Origin of the sequence: Paraburkholderia lacunae (genome assembly GCF_003353175.1) — a bacterium.
Lineage (GTDB): Bacteria > Pseudomonadota > Gammaproteobacteria > Burkholderiales > Burkholderiaceae > Paraburkholderia > Paraburkholderia lacunae.
The window spans coordinates 228,308-245,729 of record NZ_QHKS01000007.1 but is presented as its reverse complement, the minus strand read 5'-3'; the positions used below and the strand labels follow the sequence as shown (position 1 = coordinate 245,729).

General features: G+C 63.2%; 16 protein-coding genes. 13 read left to right on the top strand and 3 right to left on the bottom strand.

All coding sequences use genetic code 11. The annotated features are described in order from the left end of the window. Positions 1 to 26: 26 nt before the first annotated feature. A complete protein-coding gene (locus DLM46_RS12890; protein ID WP_208866270.1) occupies positions 27 to 992 on the bottom strand; it encodes a LysR family transcriptional regulator in 966 nt (321 codons plus the stop codon). Continuing rightward, positions 989 to 1,912, bottom strand: a complete 924-nt coding sequence (locus tag DLM46_RS12885) for a LysR family transcriptional regulator (RefSeq protein WP_115101153.1) — start codon at positions 1,910 to 1,912, stop codon at positions 989 to 991. The genes DLM46_RS12890 and DLM46_RS12885 overlap by 4 nt, the downstream gene beginning before the upstream one ends. A gap of 336 nt (positions 1,913 to 2,248) precedes the next feature. Here DLM46_RS12885 and DLM46_RS12880 point away from each other — a divergent pair, with 336 nt between their 5' ends. The 10 genes from DLM46_RS12880 (at position 2,249) to DLM46_RS12835 (ending at position 11,534) form a co-directional block, all read left to right on the top strand. Further along, a complete protein-coding gene (locus tag DLM46_RS12880) occupies positions 2,249 to 3,139 on the top strand; it encodes a SphA family protein (RefSeq protein WP_115101152.1) in 891 nt (296 codons plus the stop codon). A gap of 20 nt (positions 3,140 to 3,159) precedes the next feature. Beyond that, positions 3,160 to 4,320: an alpha/beta hydrolase family protein gene (locus DLM46_RS12875; protein ID WP_115101151.1), complete on the top strand. Its 1,161-nt coding sequence runs from the start codon at positions 3,160 to 3,162 to the stop codon at positions 4,318 to 4,320. A gap of 28 nt (positions 4,321 to 4,348) precedes the next feature. After that, entirely contained in the window at positions 4,349 to 5,326 is a 978-nt protein-coding gene (locus tag DLM46_RS12870; RefSeq protein WP_115101150.1) for a VOC family protein, read from the top strand. Positions 5,327 to 5,340: 14 nt separating this feature from the next. After that, complete coding sequence (locus DLM46_RS12865; RefSeq protein WP_115101149.1) at positions 5,341 to 5,745, top strand: Rieske (2Fe-2S) protein; 405 nt, start codon at positions 5,341 to 5,343, stop codon at positions 5,743 to 5,745. 96 nt (positions 5,746 to 5,841) lie between these two features. After that, entirely contained in the window at positions 5,842 to 6,969 is a 1,128-nt protein-coding gene (locus DLM46_RS12860; protein ID WP_115101148.1) for an FAD-dependent oxidoreductase, read from the top strand. 18 nt (positions 6,970 to 6,987) lie between these two features. Continuing rightward, on the top strand, positions 6,988 to 8,193 hold the full coding sequence (locus DLM46_RS12855) for an MFS transporter (protein WP_115101147.1): 1,206 nt from the start codon (positions 6,988 to 6,990) through the stop codon (positions 8,191 to 8,193). After that, positions 8,190 to 8,993, top strand: coding sequence for a cyclase family protein (locus DLM46_RS12850; RefSeq protein WP_115101146.1), 804 nt, complete (start codon positions 8,190 to 8,192; stop codon positions 8,991 to 8,993). Before DLM46_RS12855 ends, DLM46_RS12850 begins: the two co-directional genes overlap by 4 nt. Then, a complete protein-coding gene (locus tag DLM46_RS12845; protein ID WP_115101145.1) occupies positions 8,990 to 9,586 on the top strand; it encodes a cupin domain-containing protein in 597 nt (198 codons plus the stop codon). The genes DLM46_RS12850 and DLM46_RS12845 overlap by 4 nt, the downstream gene beginning before the upstream one ends. Continuing rightward, positions 9,583 to 10,587, top strand: coding sequence for a fumarylacetoacetate hydrolase family protein (locus DLM46_RS12840; RefSeq protein ID WP_115101144.1), 1,005 nt, complete (start codon positions 9,583 to 9,585; stop codon positions 10,585 to 10,587). Before DLM46_RS12845 ends, DLM46_RS12840 begins: the two co-directional genes overlap by 4 nt. Continuing rightward, on the top strand, positions 10,584 to 11,534 hold the full coding sequence (locus DLM46_RS12835; RefSeq protein WP_115101143.1) for an NAD-dependent epimerase/dehydratase family protein: 951 nt from the start codon (positions 10,584 to 10,586) through the stop codon (positions 11,532 to 11,534). The genes DLM46_RS12840 and DLM46_RS12835 overlap by 4 nt, the downstream gene beginning before the upstream one ends. A gap of 95 nt (positions 11,535 to 11,629) precedes the next feature. On the opposite strand, the gene DLM46_RS12830 is transcribed toward DLM46_RS12835, so the two are convergent. Beyond that, positions 11,630 to 12,082: a MaoC family dehydratase gene (locus DLM46_RS12830; RefSeq protein ID WP_115101142.1), complete on the bottom strand. Its 453-nt coding sequence runs from the start codon at positions 12,080 to 12,082 to the stop codon at positions 11,630 to 11,632. 833 nt (positions 12,083 to 12,915) lie between these two features. Between DLM46_RS12830 and DLM46_RS41240 the strand changes: the two genes are divergently transcribed. The 3 genes from DLM46_RS41240 to DLM46_RS12815 all read left to right on the top strand — a co-directional run bounded on the left by DLM46_RS41240 (position 12,916) and on the right by DLM46_RS12815 (position 17,303). After that, positions 12,916 to 13,176 carry a hypothetical protein gene (locus tag DLM46_RS41240; protein ID WP_425273983.1) on the top strand — a complete coding sequence of 87 codons (261 nt, stop codon included), beginning with the start codon at positions 12,916 to 12,918 and terminating at the stop codon, positions 13,174 to 13,176. A 172-nt stretch (positions 13,177 to 13,348) separates the two neighbouring features. After that, positions 13,349 to 14,377: a helix-turn-helix transcriptional regulator gene (locus tag DLM46_RS12820; RefSeq protein WP_165847966.1), complete on the top strand. Its 1,029-nt coding sequence runs from the start codon at positions 13,349 to 13,351 to the stop codon at positions 14,375 to 14,377. Between the two features lie 436 nt (positions 14,378 to 14,813). Beyond that, on the top strand, positions 14,814 to 17,303 hold the full coding sequence (locus DLM46_RS12815) for an ATP-binding protein (RefSeq protein ID WP_115101140.1): 2,490 nt from the start codon (positions 14,814 to 14,816) through the stop codon (positions 17,301 to 17,303). Positions 17,304 to 17,422: the final 119 nt, after the last annotated feature.

Here is a 17,422-nt window from a genome sequence, read left to right as displayed (position 1 = left end):
AGATATCCATTCTGTCGATAACCGGATCAGGCCGTCGGCGCAAATGCATCGAGGCGCTCTATCAAACGCCGAACCGCGCGAGTGGCTCGCGTATGCGGACGGCGTGGCGTGTCCACCAGCACCACGAACCTTTCCAGCATGGGGCCGACTATCCGCGACGAAGCCAACCGCGGATCGAGCCGGCCCGGCAGCACCGAGGCGATCGCGTAACCGCCGCCCGCGGCGACGATCTCATACTGCAAACGCACCGAATCGACTTCGACGGCCACTTGCAGTGTCAGAGAATGCTCGACCGCCAGGCGATCGAGGCGTCCGCGTAACGGATGGGGGCGGCCGGGCACGACGAGCGGAATGCCGGAAAGTCCGGCGAGTGGGAAGTCCTTCCTGCCGAACAGGGTCTCTTCGCGGCGGCCTACGAGATTGAGCGGAATCCTCGCAAGCACGTGAGCGTCCTTGATGCTCGCTTCGTCCTCGCGCAGGACCACGGCCATGTCGAGGCGGCCTTCGTGGAGCTGCTCCTCGAGCTGGGCGCTCGCGCCTTCGACAAGGTGAAGCCTGACGCCGGGCAGTTCCTTTGTCACTGACGCGAACAACGGACCAGCGAGCTGATCGACAGCCGACGGCAGCAAACCCACCAGCACCTCGCCAGCCGGCTGCCCGCGCGCGCTGCGAATGTCGTCGGCAAGCGCGTCTGCCTCTTCGGCGAGATGCGAGACGCGCGGCAGCACGTATTCGCCGAACTCGGTGAGCACGACGCCGCGGCCGGTGCGGCGAAAGAGCCGCTCGCCGCATTGCTGCTCAAGCAGCGCAATGTTTCGACTGACGAGAGACTGGGGCATGTCGAGCGCGATAGCGGCCTTGCTGAGACTGCCCAGATCCGCCACGCGCACAAACACTTGCCATCGTGAGTCGAGAATGGACGGCGCATCGTGAGCGGGCTGCATGTCCACTTTCGTGCTCGCGGCGCGCTTTCTGCCGACGATCGCTTTCATACCGCGGTGGCCGATGCGCTGTCCATCGCGAGTACCGCCTCTTTCAGAAGCGCGCGTACCCATGCGATGCCCTGGTCCGATGTGCGATGCTTGTGCCATTGGACGCATTGCTCCATCTTCGGCATCGTCACCGGCATGCTGCGCATGGTGATCGGCAACGAGCGCGCAGCTTGCCTCGCAAGCCGGCTATGCATCGTCGCGATACGGTGCGTGCCGACCACGAGGTGCGCCGGGGACAGAAAACTGAACGTGCTCGCCTCGACGCGCCGAATGATGCCGAGTCGTTGCATGAACGAGTCTTCGAGCGCAATGCCGTCGCCGGGATGGACGACCACGTGTCCGGCTGCCATATAGCGTTCGGCCGTCATGTCGCCGCTCGTCAGGTTGCTTTCATTCCACAACACGCAGCAGAACGATTCTTCAAACAACATTTCCGACGGGTGTTCCGTCGAGCAGAAGTCCTTGGGAATGATCAGCAGGTCCGCTTCGCCGCGCTCGAGCACGCGTTGCGGGTTGGAGACCTGAGGCCGCAAATCGAAGCGCACGCCTGGCGCCTGCCGATAGGCGAGCTCCAGCATGTGCGGCATGAGCGTCATCATCGTGTAGTCGGATACCAGCATCCGGAAAAGCCGGTTCGACTGCGAGGGAACGTACTCGGGCTGAGCCGCGACGGTCGCATCGACCCGAACGAGGATGTCGCGCACGGCGTCTTTCAATCCTTCGGCGCGTGAGGTCGGCTCCATCTTGCGCCCGACCTGCACGAGCAACTCGTCGTCGAAGTATTCGCGCAGCCGCGCCAACGCGTTGCTCATTGCGGACTGGCTCAGGTGAATTTTCTCGGCCGCCCGGCTGATGCTTTCTTCAGTCAGTAAAGCATCGAGCGCCACGAGCAGATTCAGATCGAGTTTGTTGAAGCGCATGCGCGCCGTCTCCGTTCAATATCGTCTCCCCATGCCGGCAGCGTGGGCCGGCGTTAGGGTTTCTCCTGAAAGTATTCAGGCCACCCATACAGCGAATGGATGCAATCCATTTGAGTGCTACGTGAGTGCATCTTAATCTAAAGCCCATCCCGACACGACCGAATTGCGGTTGCGCACATCGGGATGCCGCTTGCAGTGCTGACGCCGCCGTATTTGTGTTTCGCTGCGCCCATTGAACGATAAAAGACATGTCCGACCCGCCCATGAGGCGCCGGCGATGAGGAGACGAAATTGCGTAGAGGAATTGCCGCGGCTGTTGCCGCTTCCGTAGGCTGCATGATGTTTGCCGCGCTGGGATCGAAGAACGCCTGTGCTTTCGAAGGCGGGATTTCCCCTTATCCGGCAGGCGCGGTGGGCACGAACATCGCGGAGATGCCACCCATACCCGGACTGTTTGCTCTGGAACAATTCAATTACAGCTTTGCCAATGGGCTTTACGGCAACAACGGCGAGAAGCTGCCGATTCCGTTCCATATGTCCGCGTTTTCGGCGACGACGCGTCTGCTCGCTTCGTACCCGTTTACCGTGCTCGGCGCTCGTGTGTATTCGCAGCTCGTCCTGCCGGTCGTATCGCTGCATACGAATGTCGCGGGCCAGCAGGGCACCCAGAACGGCCTGTCCAACATCACGCTGTCTCCCGTCATTCTGAGCTGGAACCTGGCGCGGCATCTGACGTTCACCAGCGGTTTTGACATTGCATTCGAGACGGGCTCGTATAGCCCGTCGAAGCCAAGCGTGGCCGTGGGATATACGTCGCTGCAACCAGTCGTCTCGCTGCGCTACAACGATCCCAACGGTATCGACGTGGGCGTCGCCAATCGCTTGATGATCAATCGGGAAAATGGCACGACGGGCTACAAGTCGGGCACGGCATACGTGAGCGAATTCGAGGCCGGTTGGAACATCGGCAAATGGAAGCTGGGCCTCGTCGGCGCGTACCTGAACCAGTTCACGGACGACCGCCAGAACGGTTCGGTGATCGGCGGCAATCGGGCGAAGACGCTCGGGATTGGCCCCTCGATCGTCTACGACGCGGGCAAATTCAATATCAATCTCAACTATCAGCAGGGCATCTATGCGGCCAACACGTCGAAGAGCAACGCGATCTGGTTGAACGTCGCGATCCCGTTGTGGGCGAAGCCGCCGGGACCGGTTACGGGCTACTAATAAAACTCTGAAGGACTTGCATGTTTCGTTACTTTCCCACGAACTACGTCTGGAACCTGTCCGTCGATCTCGCGATCGAGATGGGCGCGCGCATCGGCGAAATTGAAGCGATGTGCGCGCCTTTGCAGGAGGCCGCGAAGCAGCCGGATGCCGATGGAACCCGCGCATTCAGGCAAGTATGGTCCAGCATGGCCGATCGACTTTGCGATCTCGCGAACGAGGACGAAGCGCACGGCCGGCTGCTGTCGGCCGGCGAAAAGTTCAAGCGCGCTGCCATCTACCTGATCACCTGCGAACGGCTGCTGGCGCATGATGCACCGGCGCGCATCGATCTTTACCGGCGCTCGCTCGATACGTTCGCGAAGGGCGTCAGGCTGCTCGGCGAGGACTGCGAGCGGGTGACGATTCCGTACGGGAACGGCCACCTTTCCGGCTTGCTGGTCAAGGCGAAACGCGCCGGCGCGCGCAGTCCCTTGCTGGTTCAGGTGAACGGACTCGATTCCACGAAGGAAATGAAGTACCTCGTCGGACTGCCGGCGTGGCTGGCGGCACGCGGCGTGTCATCGCTGATCGTAGACCAGCCCGGCACGGGCGAAGCGCTACGCCTCGACGGCCTGCACGCCGCGTACAACTCTGAGGTGTGGGCGAGCAGGATTGTGGACTGGCTGGAGACGCGCGACGACGTCGATCACAAGCGCATCGGTCTGGAAGGCGTCTCGCTCGGCGGCTACTACTGCCCGCGAGCAGTCGCCTTCGAGCCGCGCTTTGCTTGCGGTGTCGTGTGGGGTGCGAATCACGACTGGCGCGACGTTCAGAAAAAGCGCCTGCAGCGCGAAGGCAATTTTCCGGTGCCACATTACTGGAACCACGTTTGCTGGGTGTGGGGCGCGAAGGACGTCGACGAATTCATGCAGATTGCGGAAAACGTTCACCTCGACGGCGTGCTCGATCGCATCAAGGTGCCGTTCCTCGTGACACACGGCGAGAAGGATTCGCAGATTCCCGTGGCGTGGGCGCACCGGACTTATGAGCAGCTCGTCAATAGCCCGAAGCGCGAGCTCAAGATCTTTACCGATCGTGAAGGTGGAGTTCAACACTCCAGCTTCGACAATTCGATCAACGCAGGCCACTACATCGCCGACTGGGTGGCCGAAACGCTGGGCGGACGCACCGCTCTCTGACTAAAACCTTTAACTTGAACTCGAGCTCATGAACATCATCGGACCCGATACGCTCGTCTTCGGCGTGGACGACGTGGCAAGCTGCAACCAGTACCTTCTCGACTACGGCCTCGTGCCAGTCCGCGCGGATGAGGCCGGCGGCCGCTTCGAAGCGCTCGATGGCACCGCAATCGAAATCAGGCGCACCGATGACCCGGCTTTACCTCCCGCGCTCGCCACGGGGAGCATGTTGCGCAAGACAATCTATGGCGTGGCCGATGCCGCAACGCTGAACGACATCGCGGCGGAACTGCGACGGGACCGTGAAGTACGGCAGCTTCCGGACGGGTCGATCGAATCGGTCGACGACATGGGTTTTGCACTCGGCTTCCAGATCACGGTGAGACGTTCGCTCGCGCTGCCCGCGGAATCGGTCAACGCACCAGGCGCGCCGGCGCAGCGAGGACCGAACGTGGTCGGCGTGAACGACAACGTGGATCTCACGCCTCGCACGCTTTCGCATGTCGTTTATTTCGTGCCTGACGCCGACAAGGCGGAAGCGTTCTACGTCGAACGACTGGGCTTTCGCTGCTCGGACCGCTTCACCGGTGTCGGGCCGTTCCTGCGGCCGGCGGGCACGCTCGATCATCACACGCTGTTCATGATCCAGACACCGCCGTTCATGAAAGGCTGCGAGCACTTCACGTTTCATATGGGCGGACCCACCGGAGTCCTGCAAGCGGGGACGCGTTTCGTCGAGAAAGGCTATCAGTCGTTCTGGGGGCCGGGACGCCACCGGTTCGGATCGAACTGGTTTTGGTACTTCAACAGCCCGTTGGGTTGCCACGTCGAGTACGACGCGGACATGGATCTGCACGACGATGGCTGGGCTGCGCGAACCGCGCCGATGGGTGCAGACGCGTCGCAGTTGTTCCTGTTCCAGCATCGCGAAAAATGGGCGCCGGGCGGGCCTCCCGCTGCACCGGCAGAGGCCGCCGCGAAGGTCAACGCGAAGTTCTCCGGTTAACACGAGGCGCCGTCATGTCAGTGGCCACCCTGGCGGTTCGCCTCGCCCGATTCGACGACCTCGACGACCCCGGGTCACGGGGTTTCGATCCCGCCGGACAGGGGCGCGACACGTTGCTGCTCGTTCGCCGAGGCCATGAGGTCTTTGCGTATCTGGACGCGTGTCCGCATTACGGCGGCACGCCGATGGCCTGGCGCAAGGACGCCTATCTGAACGGCGACGGCACACGGATCGTTTGCCACGCGCATGGGGCGCAGTTCGATATTGCGACCGGAGAGTGCCTGGTGGGGCCGTGCCTCGGCCAGCGGTTGACGCGGTTCGATACGGCAGTGACAGAAGACGGCGACGTATGCGTATTCATGCCCCCGGATTCCGCGCCGACGTGCAACGAAGCCGGGGGCGAAAAGGTGCGGCAGTGAGTGCATGGCTGCACGACAGCCACACGACATTTGAAAACAGAAAACGCGCCCGCGTATGACGATCGGGGGCGGCAGATGAAATCAGGAGACGTCAGCATGACTTCCATTCGGCATGTCCTCATAGTCGGAGGCGGTTTTTCCGGCATGGCCACTGCAATTCAGTGCGTAAAGCAGGGGCTGAAGGTCGATCTCGTGGAGATCGATCGCGAGTGGCGCGCCTATGGCGCCGGCATCAGCATCGGCGGTCCGACGCTGCGTGCGCTGAAGACGATCGGCGTCGTCGAAGCGGTGATGGAGCGCGGCTTCTGCGGCGACGGTGTCAACCTCTTTGCGTCGAGCGGCGCGCCGTTAGGGCAACTGCCGACGCCTCGCGTGGCGGGGCCGGACATTCCCGGTGGTGGCGCGATCATGCGACCGATACTGGCCGACATTCTTGCCGAGGCGACGAGAGCGGCGGGCGTGCACGTGCGCCTCGGCTGCACGTTCTCTCAAATCGTGCAACGGGACGACGGCGTCGAAGTGACGCTAACCGACGGTACGCAGGCCACGTATGACCTCGTCATCGGCGCCGATGGCCTTTACTCGAAAGTGCGGCAAGCCGTGTTCCCTGACGCGCCTCAGCCACGCTATACCGGTCAGGGCATCTGGCGTGCAGTCGTGTCGCGGCCGGCCGAGATCACTTGCGCGACGATGTGGATGGGACACAAGGTGAAGGCCGGCGTGAATCCCGTGTCTCACGACGAGATGTACGTCTTCGTCACCGAGGATCGTCCGACCAACGAGCGCATCGACCCCGAGTGCTGGCCGCAGATGCTGCGCGATCTGCTGGCGTCGTTCAGCGCGCCGTTGGTGCAGTCCATCCGTGACCAGATCGGCCCGCATTCGACGGTCATCTACCGGCCGCTGGAACGGCTGCTCGTCCCGCAACCGTGGTTTGCGGGACGCGTGGTGCTCGTGGGCGATGCGGTGCATGCCACGACGCCTCATATGGCTGCCGGAGCCGGCATCGGCGTCGAGGACGGCATCGTCCTCGCCGAAGAATTGGGTCGCGGCGCGACGCTCGACGCGGCCTTGCGTGCGTTCCAGGCGCACCGTTGGGAACGCTGCCGCATCGTCGTGGAAAACTCAGGCCGGCTTGGCGAAATCGAGATTTGCGGAGGCGATAGGGCAGAACACGCCCAGATCATGCGCGAGACGCTCATGAGCCTGGCACAACCGATCTGAGGCGAAGGAGGCAAACAAATGGTACAGAACATCACAGCAGATGCCGCGCAACAACCCGCGGCGCAAGCCGGCGCTCCCGTGGCGACGCGATACGGCAGCCTTGGCGTGCTGGCGCTGCTCGTTGCGCACTGCGCCGGCATGGTCGACCTGGTCGCTCTGCCTGTCTGGGTGGGCACGCTGATAGGCGACTATCATCTCGACCCGCAGCAGGCCGGCGCGCTGGCCACACTGTTTCTCGTCGGCGCGGTCGCGAGCAGCGTGTTCCTCTCGCCCCGCCTGAACCGCCTGCAGGCACGCGTCATTGCGCCGACCGGCTTCGCTGTCGCCGCCGTCGCGTTCGCCGTGACCGCGGCGACCGACCGCTATGAGCTGATGGCGGGCCTGCATCTGGTGGCCGGGCTTTCTGTCGGAAGCAGCCTGAGCGTCACGCACGGAACCATTGGGCGCAGTCTTAATCCGCATCGGCTCTTCGCGATGGCCGGGTTGTCGTTGGGCTGTTTCGCCATCGCTTTTCTCGGCATCACGCCGGGATTGATTGCGGCTCACGGCGGCAGGGCGCTTTTCCACGTGTTCGCCGGCGTGATGGCCGTCGCCGCGTTCATCTCCGCGATGGCGTTCCCGGCGACCCGCTCACGCGATACCGGCGCGGCGAGCGCCGAGTCGCGGCTCGACCGGGCTGTCTGGTTCGGCATGATCGGCGTCGCCTGCATGGGACTGACGCAGGCCATGGTATTTGCTTTCATGCAGCGCATCGGACTGGATCGCGGCTTCGGTTTCTCCGCTGTCACGGGTGTGCTCATCGCCCTCGGTCTCGTGAACCTGATACCCGCGGCGCTCGCGGGCTTTCTGGAATCGCGCCTGCCGGGCGTGCGAGTCGTGCAATGTGGGCCGCTGGCGCAGGCGGTCATCGCGGTGACGCTCACGCAGAGCAGCGCTTTCGCGCCGTATGCGGTGTGCGCTTCGGTGTTTGCGGCGGTGATGATCTTCAGCCACACCTTCGCGTTCGGCATACTCGCGCGCCTCGACAGGACCGGCCGTGCCGTTGCGGCCACGCCCGCCATGCTCATGACGGGCGCCGCCATCGGCCCGATTCTTGGCGGCACGCTCGTCAAGCACTTCGGCTACGGCAGTCTCGGTGCGGCGGCGGTGGCGATTGCCGCGATCGCGATCTTCTGCTTTTCTCGTCTTCCACACCGTGCACGCAACGTGGGAGTTTCCGCATGAAACCGAATCGCCGATTTGTCGATCTTTCGATCTACCTCGAAAACGACGTGTTATCCGACCCACCGCCGCTCGCGCCGAAAATCACCTACCAGAAGCATGCGGATACCGTGGGCGAATTCATGGCCATGCTGCCGGGAACCAAGGTCGAAGACTTCCCGGACGGCGAAGCCGCCGCGGCCGAATGGGTCACGTTGACGACGCATAGCGGCACCCACCTCGACGCGCCCTGGCATTTCCATTCGACGATGGACGCGAACCTCGGCGACCCGAAGGCGTCCGCCACTATCGACGAAGTCCCGCTCGAGTGGTGCTTTCAGCCGGGCGTGAAGCTCGACTTTCGCCACTTCCCGGACGGCTATGTCGCGACCGCCGCCGATGTCGAAGCGGAACTCACACGGATCGGCCATCAACTGGACCCGCTCGACATCGTCGTCGTGAATACGCGCGCCGGTTCGCGCTATGGGCATGGCGACTACGTCAACGCCGGTTGCGGAATGGGCTACGAGGCCACCATGTATCTGCTCGAGCGCGGCATACGTCTGACGGGCACCGATGCATGGAGTTGGGATGCACCTTTTTCGTACACGGCGAAGAAGATCGCCGAAACCGGCGACGTCTCGCTGATCTGGGAAGGCCATAAGGCGGGGCGCGACATCGGCTATTGCCATCTCGAGAAGCTGCACAACCTCGAAGCGCTGCCGCCGCATGGGTTCACCATCAGCTGCTTTCCGCACAAGATTCGCGGCGCGTCGGCCGGCTGGACGCGCGCCGTTGCAATATTCGACGAGGTTACGACATGAGCTTGCCACCCATTCGCCGGATCGTCACGGGCCACGACGCGCGCGGACGCGCCGTCGTCGCGTCGGATGGACCATTGCAGACCGTGGTCGAAATCCAGGCTATTCCCGGCACGGTATTCCATGAGGTCTGGTCGACCGCAGGCAGCCCGGCTCGCGTGGACAACGAGCCGGACCCAACCGTCGGACCCTTGATGCTGCCGCCTCCGAAACTGGGTACGCGCTTCCGTTTCGTCGACATACCACCGGATACGCAGGAGTTTCTCGCGCACGGCGCGTCGAAGATGCACGCCGCGTTCAGCGAGACGGGCGACGCCGATGTGTCGACGGTGCAAGGGGATTCTCCGCATCCGCTGATGCATCGCACGGAGTCGATCGACTACGGCGTCGTGATCGATGGCGAAATGACGTTGATTCTCGACGAGGGCGAAGTGGCGCTCGCGCCGGGGAGCGTCGTGATCCAGCGCGGCACCAATCACGCGTGGGCCAACCGCTCGAACCGCGTGTGCCGGATGTTGTTTGTGCTTGTCGATGGTACCTACGACAGCGCCATTGCCACGGCGCTCAACCTGCCTGTGGAGACGGAAACACGATGAAACTTGCCACTTTGCGCGGTCGTCGCGACGGCACTTTGCTCGTCGTCTCGCGCGACCGCCGTCATGCCGCGAAGGCAACGGGGATTGCCGACACCATGCTCGCTGCGATTGAACAGTGGACCGATGTTGCATCTCAATTGCAAAGGCTTTACGAAGAGTTGAATGACGGTCGTGTGGCCGACGCTTTCCCGTTCGACGCGAGTAGGTGCGCCGCGCCGTTGCCGCGCAGTCCTCAATGGTGCGATGGTTCTGCGTTCCTGAATCATGGCCGCTTGATGGAGCGTGCATTCAACACGCCGCCTATTCCCGAGTTCGACACGGTGCCGGTCATGTACCAGGGCGCGAGCGACGACTTTCTCGGTCCGACCGATGACGTGCCGCTGCCGGACGAGCGCGATGGCATCGACTTCGAAGGCGAGTTCGGCGTGATAGTCGACGGCGTGCCGATGGGCGTATCGGCGACCGATGCAGTGAAGCATATTCGTCTTGTCGTGCAGATCAACGACTGGAGCCTGCGCGGGTTCGGACCACGGGAAATGAGGAGCGGATTCGGTTTTCTGCAAGCCAAGCCTTCCACCAGCTTCGCTCCCGTCGCGCTCACGCCTGACGAGTTGGGTAACGAATGGCGCGATGGTCGCGTGCAACTGCGATTGCATGTCGAGTGGAATGGGCAATGGTTTGGGCACCCATGCGGCGGCGAGATGAACTTTGGTTTTGGCGAACTCATCGCACACGCGGCGCGCACGCGCAGGCTGTCCGCGGGGACCATCATCGGTTCGGGCACCGTATCGAATGTCGACCGCGCGGCAGGGTCGGCATGCATTGCCGAGCGCCGCGTGATCGAGATCGTCGATGAGGGGCAGGCCAGGACTGCTTTCATGCGCTTCGGCGATCGGGTCAGGATGACGGCGCGTGACGCGGAAGGCGGCGCGCCTTTTGGCGTCATCGATCAGCGTGTCGTGCCAGCGGCGATTGCAAGCAACGGCGAGGCGCAACGATGAGAGTCCTGGTAACAGGCGCCAATGGTTTTGTCGGCAGCGCTCTGGTTCGGCGGCTATTGAATGAAGGCGTTGTTCACGCCGACGATGTAACGCAACTGCTGTTGGTCGACCAGAAAGCCGACGCATTTTCCGCGGATTCTCGCGTCAGGTTCTTCGCCGGTGATTTCGGTGCGCCGCCTACGCTTGACGCATTGCTATCGGAACCCGTCGATATCGTCTTTCATCTGGCAAGCGTGCCCGGTGCCCAGGCCGAAGCCGATCATGCGCTCGGCGAGCGCATCAATCTATACGCCACGCTGGCGTTGTTCGAGCGGCTCGCGCAACAGACACAAGCGCATTCGCGGGTGGCGCGAGTCGTCTTCGCCAGCAGTGTGGCCGTGTATGGCGCGCCGCTCCCGCCGCGGATGGACGAGCACACTCTCCCGAGGCCGACGACGAGCTACGGCGTGCACAAGCTGGTCGGCGAACAGGTTCTGGCGGATTGGACACGCCGCGGCAAGCTCGATGGCCGGTCGCTGCGCCTGCCGGGGATCGTCGCGCGGCCGGGCCTGTCGACCGGGCATGGCTCGGCCTTCATGAGCGCGATCTTCCGCGCCGCGCAACTCGGCCTGCGTTATACGTGTCCGGTCTCGCCGTCGGCAACCGCATGGTGGATGTCGCGTGCGTGTTGCGTCGACAACCTGCTGCATGCCGCGCGCCTGCCTGCCGATGGTCTGCAAGCCCAACGTGTGTGGACGCCCCCGGTGCTGCGGCTCGAAGTGCAAACCATTGTCGATGCGCTGGTGGATCGATTCGGCTCTGCGCAGATCGACTATGCCCCCGACGAATCGATCGAGCGGCTGTTTGGCAGTCAGCCGCCGCTGATCGACCGGCGCGCGGTCGAGGCCGGCTTCCAGCACGACGGCACTCTTGAAGCGCTGGTCACGCGGGCACTCGCCGACAATTGAACTGCCACGCCTGGATGGCGCGCAGGATCTTTAACGCGGAAATCGTCCTCAGATGCCCGGTGCGAGCGCCCGATGAACGTATTGGGTGTTCGCCGTTACGCGGGCCGGCGCGCGACGATCAGTTTTGCGTTCAGGCTCTGCACGACTTCGCCACGTTGATTGATTGTTCTGGAGCGCAGTACGAGCATTCCGCGATCGGTTCGCGAACGGGACGGGATCAGCTCTGCGACTTCGCTTTCGACATGCAGCACGTCGCCGGGACGCGTCGGCATCTTCCATTCGATCTCGCCGCCGGCGCCGAGCACGCCGTTGGCGAGCTTCGGGCCACCGGAGACGAGTAGACGCATCGTGATCGCCGCGGTATGCCAGCCGCTCGCGGCGAGCCCACCGAACATCGTGTCGCGCGCGGCTTCATCGTCGAGGTGGAACGGCTGCGGATCGAACTCCGCGGCAAAGCGCTTTATGTCGGCAGCGCTGACTTCATACGTACCGGTGGTGAAGGTGTCGCCGATCTTGAGGTCGTCGAAATAGAGCGTCGCCTGACTCATGAGCGTGTCCTTTGGATCTGAGGATGGTGGGTTGACATTCATGAAGTGCTCCTTGAAACCGGTTGTTGCACGACCTGCGTGGCCTCGAATTCAGGCGGACGAACGCTCCCTTCGGTCTGGACATTTCGACGATGTTGCGTACAGAGTCGTCATGGAACGTTTGATACAACTTCCGGGCGGTTCTGATAGTCGTCAAGAACGGCGACGCTGACGCGCGACGGGTTAGCCATGAGCAACCCCCTCGAAGATCTAATTCTTCACAGTATATGGAACATCGATGCGACCGGTCCCATGCAAAACGGTTGCTGATATTGCCTTGCCCCAAAGGGGGCGGCAGGCTTTGCGGGGCGAGACAACAATATCGCCGACAGCCCAGGTCACGCTTGCCCGATAGCGCAGGTTCGCTTACCTGCCAGCGCATGCATAGTCAAGCGAGCATTTGAGGAATCCGGATGGCAGGATCGCAGCGCGCGACGGCGAAGGTAACGGCCGGTCCGCAGTGCGAAGCAGTCTCACCAGCGCCGGTCTCCGGGTGCTGTTGAATTCAAGGAAGGAATATCGGTATCGCTGACGGTATCGGTGGACGCAACGGGAGCCGGAGGGACGTCCTAGGTGGGTTTGCGGCATGCGATTAACCATCGAGTGAGAGTGAAACCGCGTCCTTCGGGGACTATCGTCTGCTATCGAAAAACTGCAATAACGTTTTGATTTATAAAAGAAATACGTCGCGGCAGCTATCGGTAGCCATCGGTAGCTATCGGTGACTATCGCCGGCCAGCGGAACAGGTTGGCGATAGAACCGCCGGCTGACCACCGCCAGGACCTTTGACGGCGTGAGCGCGCAATGGCTTGCCGGCGCCCGGATGGCCGACAGCACGAAGGCGATGCGCAAGAGCATCGTCGGTCGGGGCATCCTGCCGACTTTCCAGAACCGGCGACTCGACGAAATCACCGCCGATGATCTGCGCGCCTTGTGTGTCAAGGCCGGACGTCGAACGGGATTCAGAAGCGACCTCAAAATACTCATTTCCAGGTATGTTCTATTGCGGCGCTTTGCACTAACGTCACGACAGACCGCATCGTTCAACGACTGATGAAAAAACGAACGTATGAGTGACATAAGGTGGCAATAAGCATATAGCGCGTCCATGTGTTGCCTGCATCAAAGCAGCGCCCCCGCGGCGCCCCCGTGGCTGCGGACACATGACTTTCAGGCAACGCTGGACTTCCCGCGTCTTCCGGCACGGCGAAAGGGGACCTTGTACCGTGGACCTGGAGTTCGTTGAGACCGCCTGGGCGGCGAAAGAGCGGCTGCGGCTAGCGCTGATGGCCGGCCCCGATGGACAGCTGATCGAACGGCAACTCGTGCAACCCGATGGCATGTGCATCACCATTTCAACGCGGATTCGCTCGGCAGATGACTTGATGCAAGCAGTCGCCGCCGATCCTCATCGTGACGTGCTACGGGTCGCGTATCAGCGCACTTTTGAGCGCCATCACCGGTTGCTGCGCGAGCGCACCGAAACGACTGGCAGGACCTTGCAAATGGGGGCGAGCAACCTTGATTCGATCCGCGCGACGCGCAGCGAACCCAGGCTCGCGCATCTCGTATCGAGCGTACTCGCCCAGCGTGGGCAAGCGCCGGCGAAGTACATCTTCGCTTCGTATCAGCTCTCCAATCGGGAGCAGGGCATCAGCTGGTGTCACTTCATGTCGGAAGGCTGCTTCTCGTTGCTGCAAAAGTTCGTGCAGCGGCGCTGGTACATGAACGACCTGTTTCTGGAGTACGCGCGCTCGAACAGCGGGCCGTCCTCCAGCGATCAGCTCGAGATTCGCAGTGCCGGGCAACGTCAGGCATTCGACGCATTTGCCGAGGCAGGCTTTGCCGGCGGCGTGATTTCGCCGGCGCGCACAGCGGGCGAGTCTTTCGTCGGGTACCTGCTGGTCGCCGGCATGAGCGAAGCGGGAAACCGGGATCTGATGCTGAGGCGGCGTCATACGCTGCGGGTGCTGGCGGCCGAATTGGTGGAGTGGCGTGCCGAGGCGCGTGCGCGTGCGGCGACCGACGAATACAAGCTCTCCGCGCGCGATATCGAAGTCCTGCGGATGTTGAGCCGCGGCATGGCGGCCGCGCCTATCGCGCAGGCACTGAAGCTTTCTGAAAACCAGGTACACCGAAGGGTATATCCGGAAATCGTCGAGAAACTACGGGTTCGTCACATTAGCGAAGCGGCAAAGGCAGCGCGCGATCTGGGGGTGCTGAGCGGCGGCACACGCGCCGGGATGAGCCGGTAAGCGGAGCTGGCATGACGGCGTGGATGGATCGCGCGAGGGCCGCCGCCGCCTTTCCGGCCGCCGCCTTTCCGGCCGCGGCCGGCCGCGGCTGGGCGGGTTGCAGCGAGCGTTGCGAGCGCAGCCATAGGCCGGCCTGACCTACAAATCAAGCGCGGACTTTGTATTAGTGTGATGATTATTATTTGTTAAATATCCTTGTCGCGAGCGGGCATGCGGGTCGGGCCGCACAAGGGGTACTAGAAATCTTGCCGACCATGGGGAAAAGAAATGGACCTTCCCAGCCGGGATTCGATTCTCCTGCCAGTACTTAATAGCAAATAGCAAAGACCGCTAACCCGGGGCGCCGACCCAGGGTGAGTTCATCCACAATTAACTGGAGCAGGCATCCAGTCCGGCGGCGAGCTGAGAGGCGCCGTACGGCGGGGGCGGACACGACATGCTCGTGATCGAATCGAATCCGGCAGGGCAGCCGGCGGTGTTGCCGCTGCTTCAGCCTTATCGCGCGCACAGCGACGAACTGGCGGTGCCGCATGCAAATCGCATCGCGTTGCTGGGGCCGATGCGCATCGAACGTGGCGACACCGTACTGCCGCTGAAGTATCACAAGTCGCGCGCACTGCTCGCGTGGCTCGTGTCGCAACCGGGGGCTGCGCATTCACGCGATTGGCTGGCCGAATTGCTTTGGCCTGGCGAAGAACCAGGAAGCGGCAGGCGCAAGCTCAAACGCATCCTGTTCGACGTGAAAGCGGCGCTCGGCGAAGAATGCTTCGAGATTCATCGTGATCTGCTTTGCCTGCGGCCGGACGCGCTGCCGTGGGTCGACGTTCATGCGTTGTCTTTGGCGATTGGCGAGTTGCCGTCCGACGACCGGCTTGCGGAGGCCGCCGCGGACGCAGCGCCGGAACGGCTCGAAGCGTTGTCGGAAACCGCGGCGCTCTACCGGGGGGAATTCCTCGCCGATATCCAGATCGACGACGCCGGTGAGTTCGAACGCTGGATGGATGCGCGTCGCGTCGCTTACCGTTGTGCGATCTCGCGCTTGCGGCGGTTTCTCACGGAAGGATTTGCGCAGCAGGGCGAGTTCACCCGCGCGGCGGCCCACGCTCGCCGCCTGACGGTCGAGGAGCCTTGGGATGAATCCGCGTGGCAGTTGCTGATCGGTTTGCTGATGCGCGCCGGCCGCCGGAGCGAGGCGCAAGCCGAACTCGAACACTGCCGGGCCGCGCTCGACGTGCCGCCGCACCGCGACACGCTGGCGCTCGTCGCGACGCCGACGCTCCCGGTCGCGCCGATGTTTGCCGAGGTGGCGGAGCGTCGCCAGATCACGGTCGCGTATTGTCAGCTGACCGTGCCGCGCTGCGACGATCCGGATAGCTGGGCCGCCGCGCTCGTGGCGCCGCGCAAGCGCTGTGAAACGATCCTGCAGGCCGCGGGCGGCTACATCGTGCACGCGCCGGGTGGCGGGATGTTCGCGTACTTCGGCTTTCCGGTCACCCATGAAGGTGCCGTTCGCCAGGCCGTGACAGCCGCACTCGAATGCCGCGATTCGATCAGGGCAGACGGGGCGGCCGGTGCGCCCGAGCGCGGCAGCGTCGACATTGTGTTCGGCATCCATACCGGGCTGACGCTGAGTGCTGCCCACGAGAATCAGCCGGATCTCGGTTGCCGGCTGACGCGCATCGTCGGCTTGCTCGCCAATAGCGCGCGTGCCGGCGAAGTCCTCATGAGCGATGCGACGGCCGAACTGCTGCCGGAATGCGATTTCCGCGCCGTGCGTCAGGTGTTCGTCAGCGATGCCTCCACGGGCGAACGAGTAGAGGCGCTGCTGGCGATGCCTCTGGATGCCGCGCTGCCGGCGCAGGAGCGCGGCACGCTGATCGGACGCGACACGCAATTGACACAGTTGGACCATGCGTTACGCCAATGCGCTCAGCTATCCATGCGCGCACTGCTGATGACAGGTGACGCGGGGACAGGAAAATCGTCGCTGGTCAGGCAATTTGTGAAGAGCCGGGGCATGGCGGCGCTCGAATTGCGCTGCCGGCCCGAATTGGCGGCCACGCCGTTTCATCCGTTCCGGCGCTGGCTTCGCGATGCCGCGGTACCGAAGACCCCACGCGCTCAAGCGGCGCTCGAAGCTTTGAGCGATGTGTTCGGCGACCGGTCGAACCGGCTCGAAGGCGCGTCGCCTGAGGTCGAAACCATCGTCGCTCACCTGCTCGCGTTACTCGAAGAAGCCGTGCCGGACGGCGGCCTGATCTGTCTCGATGACCTGCAATGGGCCGACCCCGGCACCTTGCAACTCGTGGCGCGCCTGGTTGAAGCACCGCTGCATCGGCGCTTGCCGATACTTCTGGGGCGCGACGATTTTGCTGTGCCGTGGCCGTCGACCACCGCAATTGCCCGCATCCAGCTCAAGCCGTTGTCGCCCGAATCGAGTATGGAGCTGATCGCAACACTCACGCAGGGCGCCGCGCTCGAGCCCGACACGGAGGCGCAAATCGCGAGGCGTGCGGACGGGGTGCCGCTCTACCTGGTGGCGCTCGCGCGTGCTGCGGCCAATGCCGAGCGCCTACCGGCCAACACCGTGCCGCCGTGCCTGCACGAGTTGCTGATGGGGCGCATCGATTCCGCCGGCGCTGCCAAGCCATTGGCGCAGCTTGCTGCCGCGAGCGGCCGGGATTTCACCGCCGCATTGCTCGCCGACGTGGCAGGGCGCAGTGTCGGCGAAATCGAGCCGCTGCTCACCACCCTGCTGCAAGCGCGGCTCATCGTGGCGACGGGCGCGGGTTGCTATGCATTCCGTCATCCGATGCTGCGTGAAGCGGCCTATCAGTCGCTCTCGCGTGAGCGGCGGCAATGGGCGCATCAGCGCGTTGCCGGTGCGCGTCTCGCACTCGAAGGTGTGTCGAAATCGAACGCATAGCCATGACGTGAGCTTCGCAAGGAAGCTCGCGCTGTGCGCGTCGCGGCACTTGCGCGTGCCTGCATTCAAGGCGCTGAAGCGCTTGCATCAAGGACGGAAACGTTTCGGAAACGCGGTCT

What these genes read in the sequence shown, in the direction of transcription:
- DLM46_RS12865 (WP_115101149.1), top strand. Translation starts at nt 5,341, where the DNA reads ATGTCAGTGGCCACCCTGGCGGTTCGCCTCGCCCGATTCGACGACCTC.
- DLM46_RS12860 (WP_115101148.1), top strand. Translation starts at nt 5,842, where the DNA reads ATGACTTCCATTCGGCATGTCCTCATAGTCGGAGGCGGTTTTTCCGGC.
- DLM46_RS12880 (WP_115101152.1), top strand. Translation starts at nt 2,249, where the DNA reads ATGATGTTTGCCGCGCTGGGATCGAAGAACGCCTGTGCTTTCGAAGGC.
- DLM46_RS12850 (WP_115101146.1), top strand. Translation starts at nt 8,190, where the DNA reads ATGAAACCGAATCGCCGATTTGTCGATCTTTCGATCTACCTCGAAAAC.
- DLM46_RS12870 (WP_115101150.1), top strand. Translation starts at nt 4,349, where the DNA reads ATGAACATCATCGGACCCGATACGCTCGTCTTCGGCGTGGACGACGTG.
- DLM46_RS12855 (WP_115101147.1), top strand. Translation starts at nt 6,988, where the DNA reads ATGGTACAGAACATCACAGCAGATGCCGCGCAACAACCCGCGGCGCAA.
- DLM46_RS12890 (WP_208866270.1), bottom strand. Translation starts at nt 992, where the DNA reads ATGAAAGCGATCGTCGGCAGAAAGCGCGCCGCGAGCACGAAAGTGGAC.
- DLM46_RS12875 (WP_115101151.1), top strand. Translation starts at nt 3,160, where the DNA reads ATGTTTCGTTACTTTCCCACGAACTACGTCTGGAACCTGTCCGTCGAT.
- DLM46_RS12835 (WP_115101143.1), top strand. Translation starts at nt 10,584, where the DNA reads ATGAGAGTCCTGGTAACAGGCGCCAATGGTTTTGTCGGCAGCGCTCTG.
- DLM46_RS12815 (WP_115101140.1), top strand. Translation starts at nt 14,814, where the DNA reads ATGCTCGTGATCGAATCGAATCCGGCAGGGCAGCCGGCGGTGTTGCCG.
- DLM46_RS12885 (WP_115101153.1), bottom strand. Translation starts at nt 1,912, where the DNA reads ATGCGCTTCAACAAACTCGATCTGAATCTGCTCGTGGCGCTCGATGCT.
- DLM46_RS12840 (WP_115101144.1), top strand. Translation starts at nt 9,583, where the DNA reads ATGAAACTTGCCACTTTGCGCGGTCGTCGCGACGGCACTTTGCTCGTC.
- DLM46_RS12845 (WP_115101145.1), top strand. Translation starts at nt 8,990, where the DNA reads ATGAGCTTGCCACCCATTCGCCGGATCGTCACGGGCCACGACGCGCGC.
- DLM46_RS12830 (WP_115101142.1), bottom strand. Translation starts at nt 12,082, where the DNA reads ATGAGTCAGGCGACGCTCTATTTCGACGACCTCAAGATCGGCGACACC.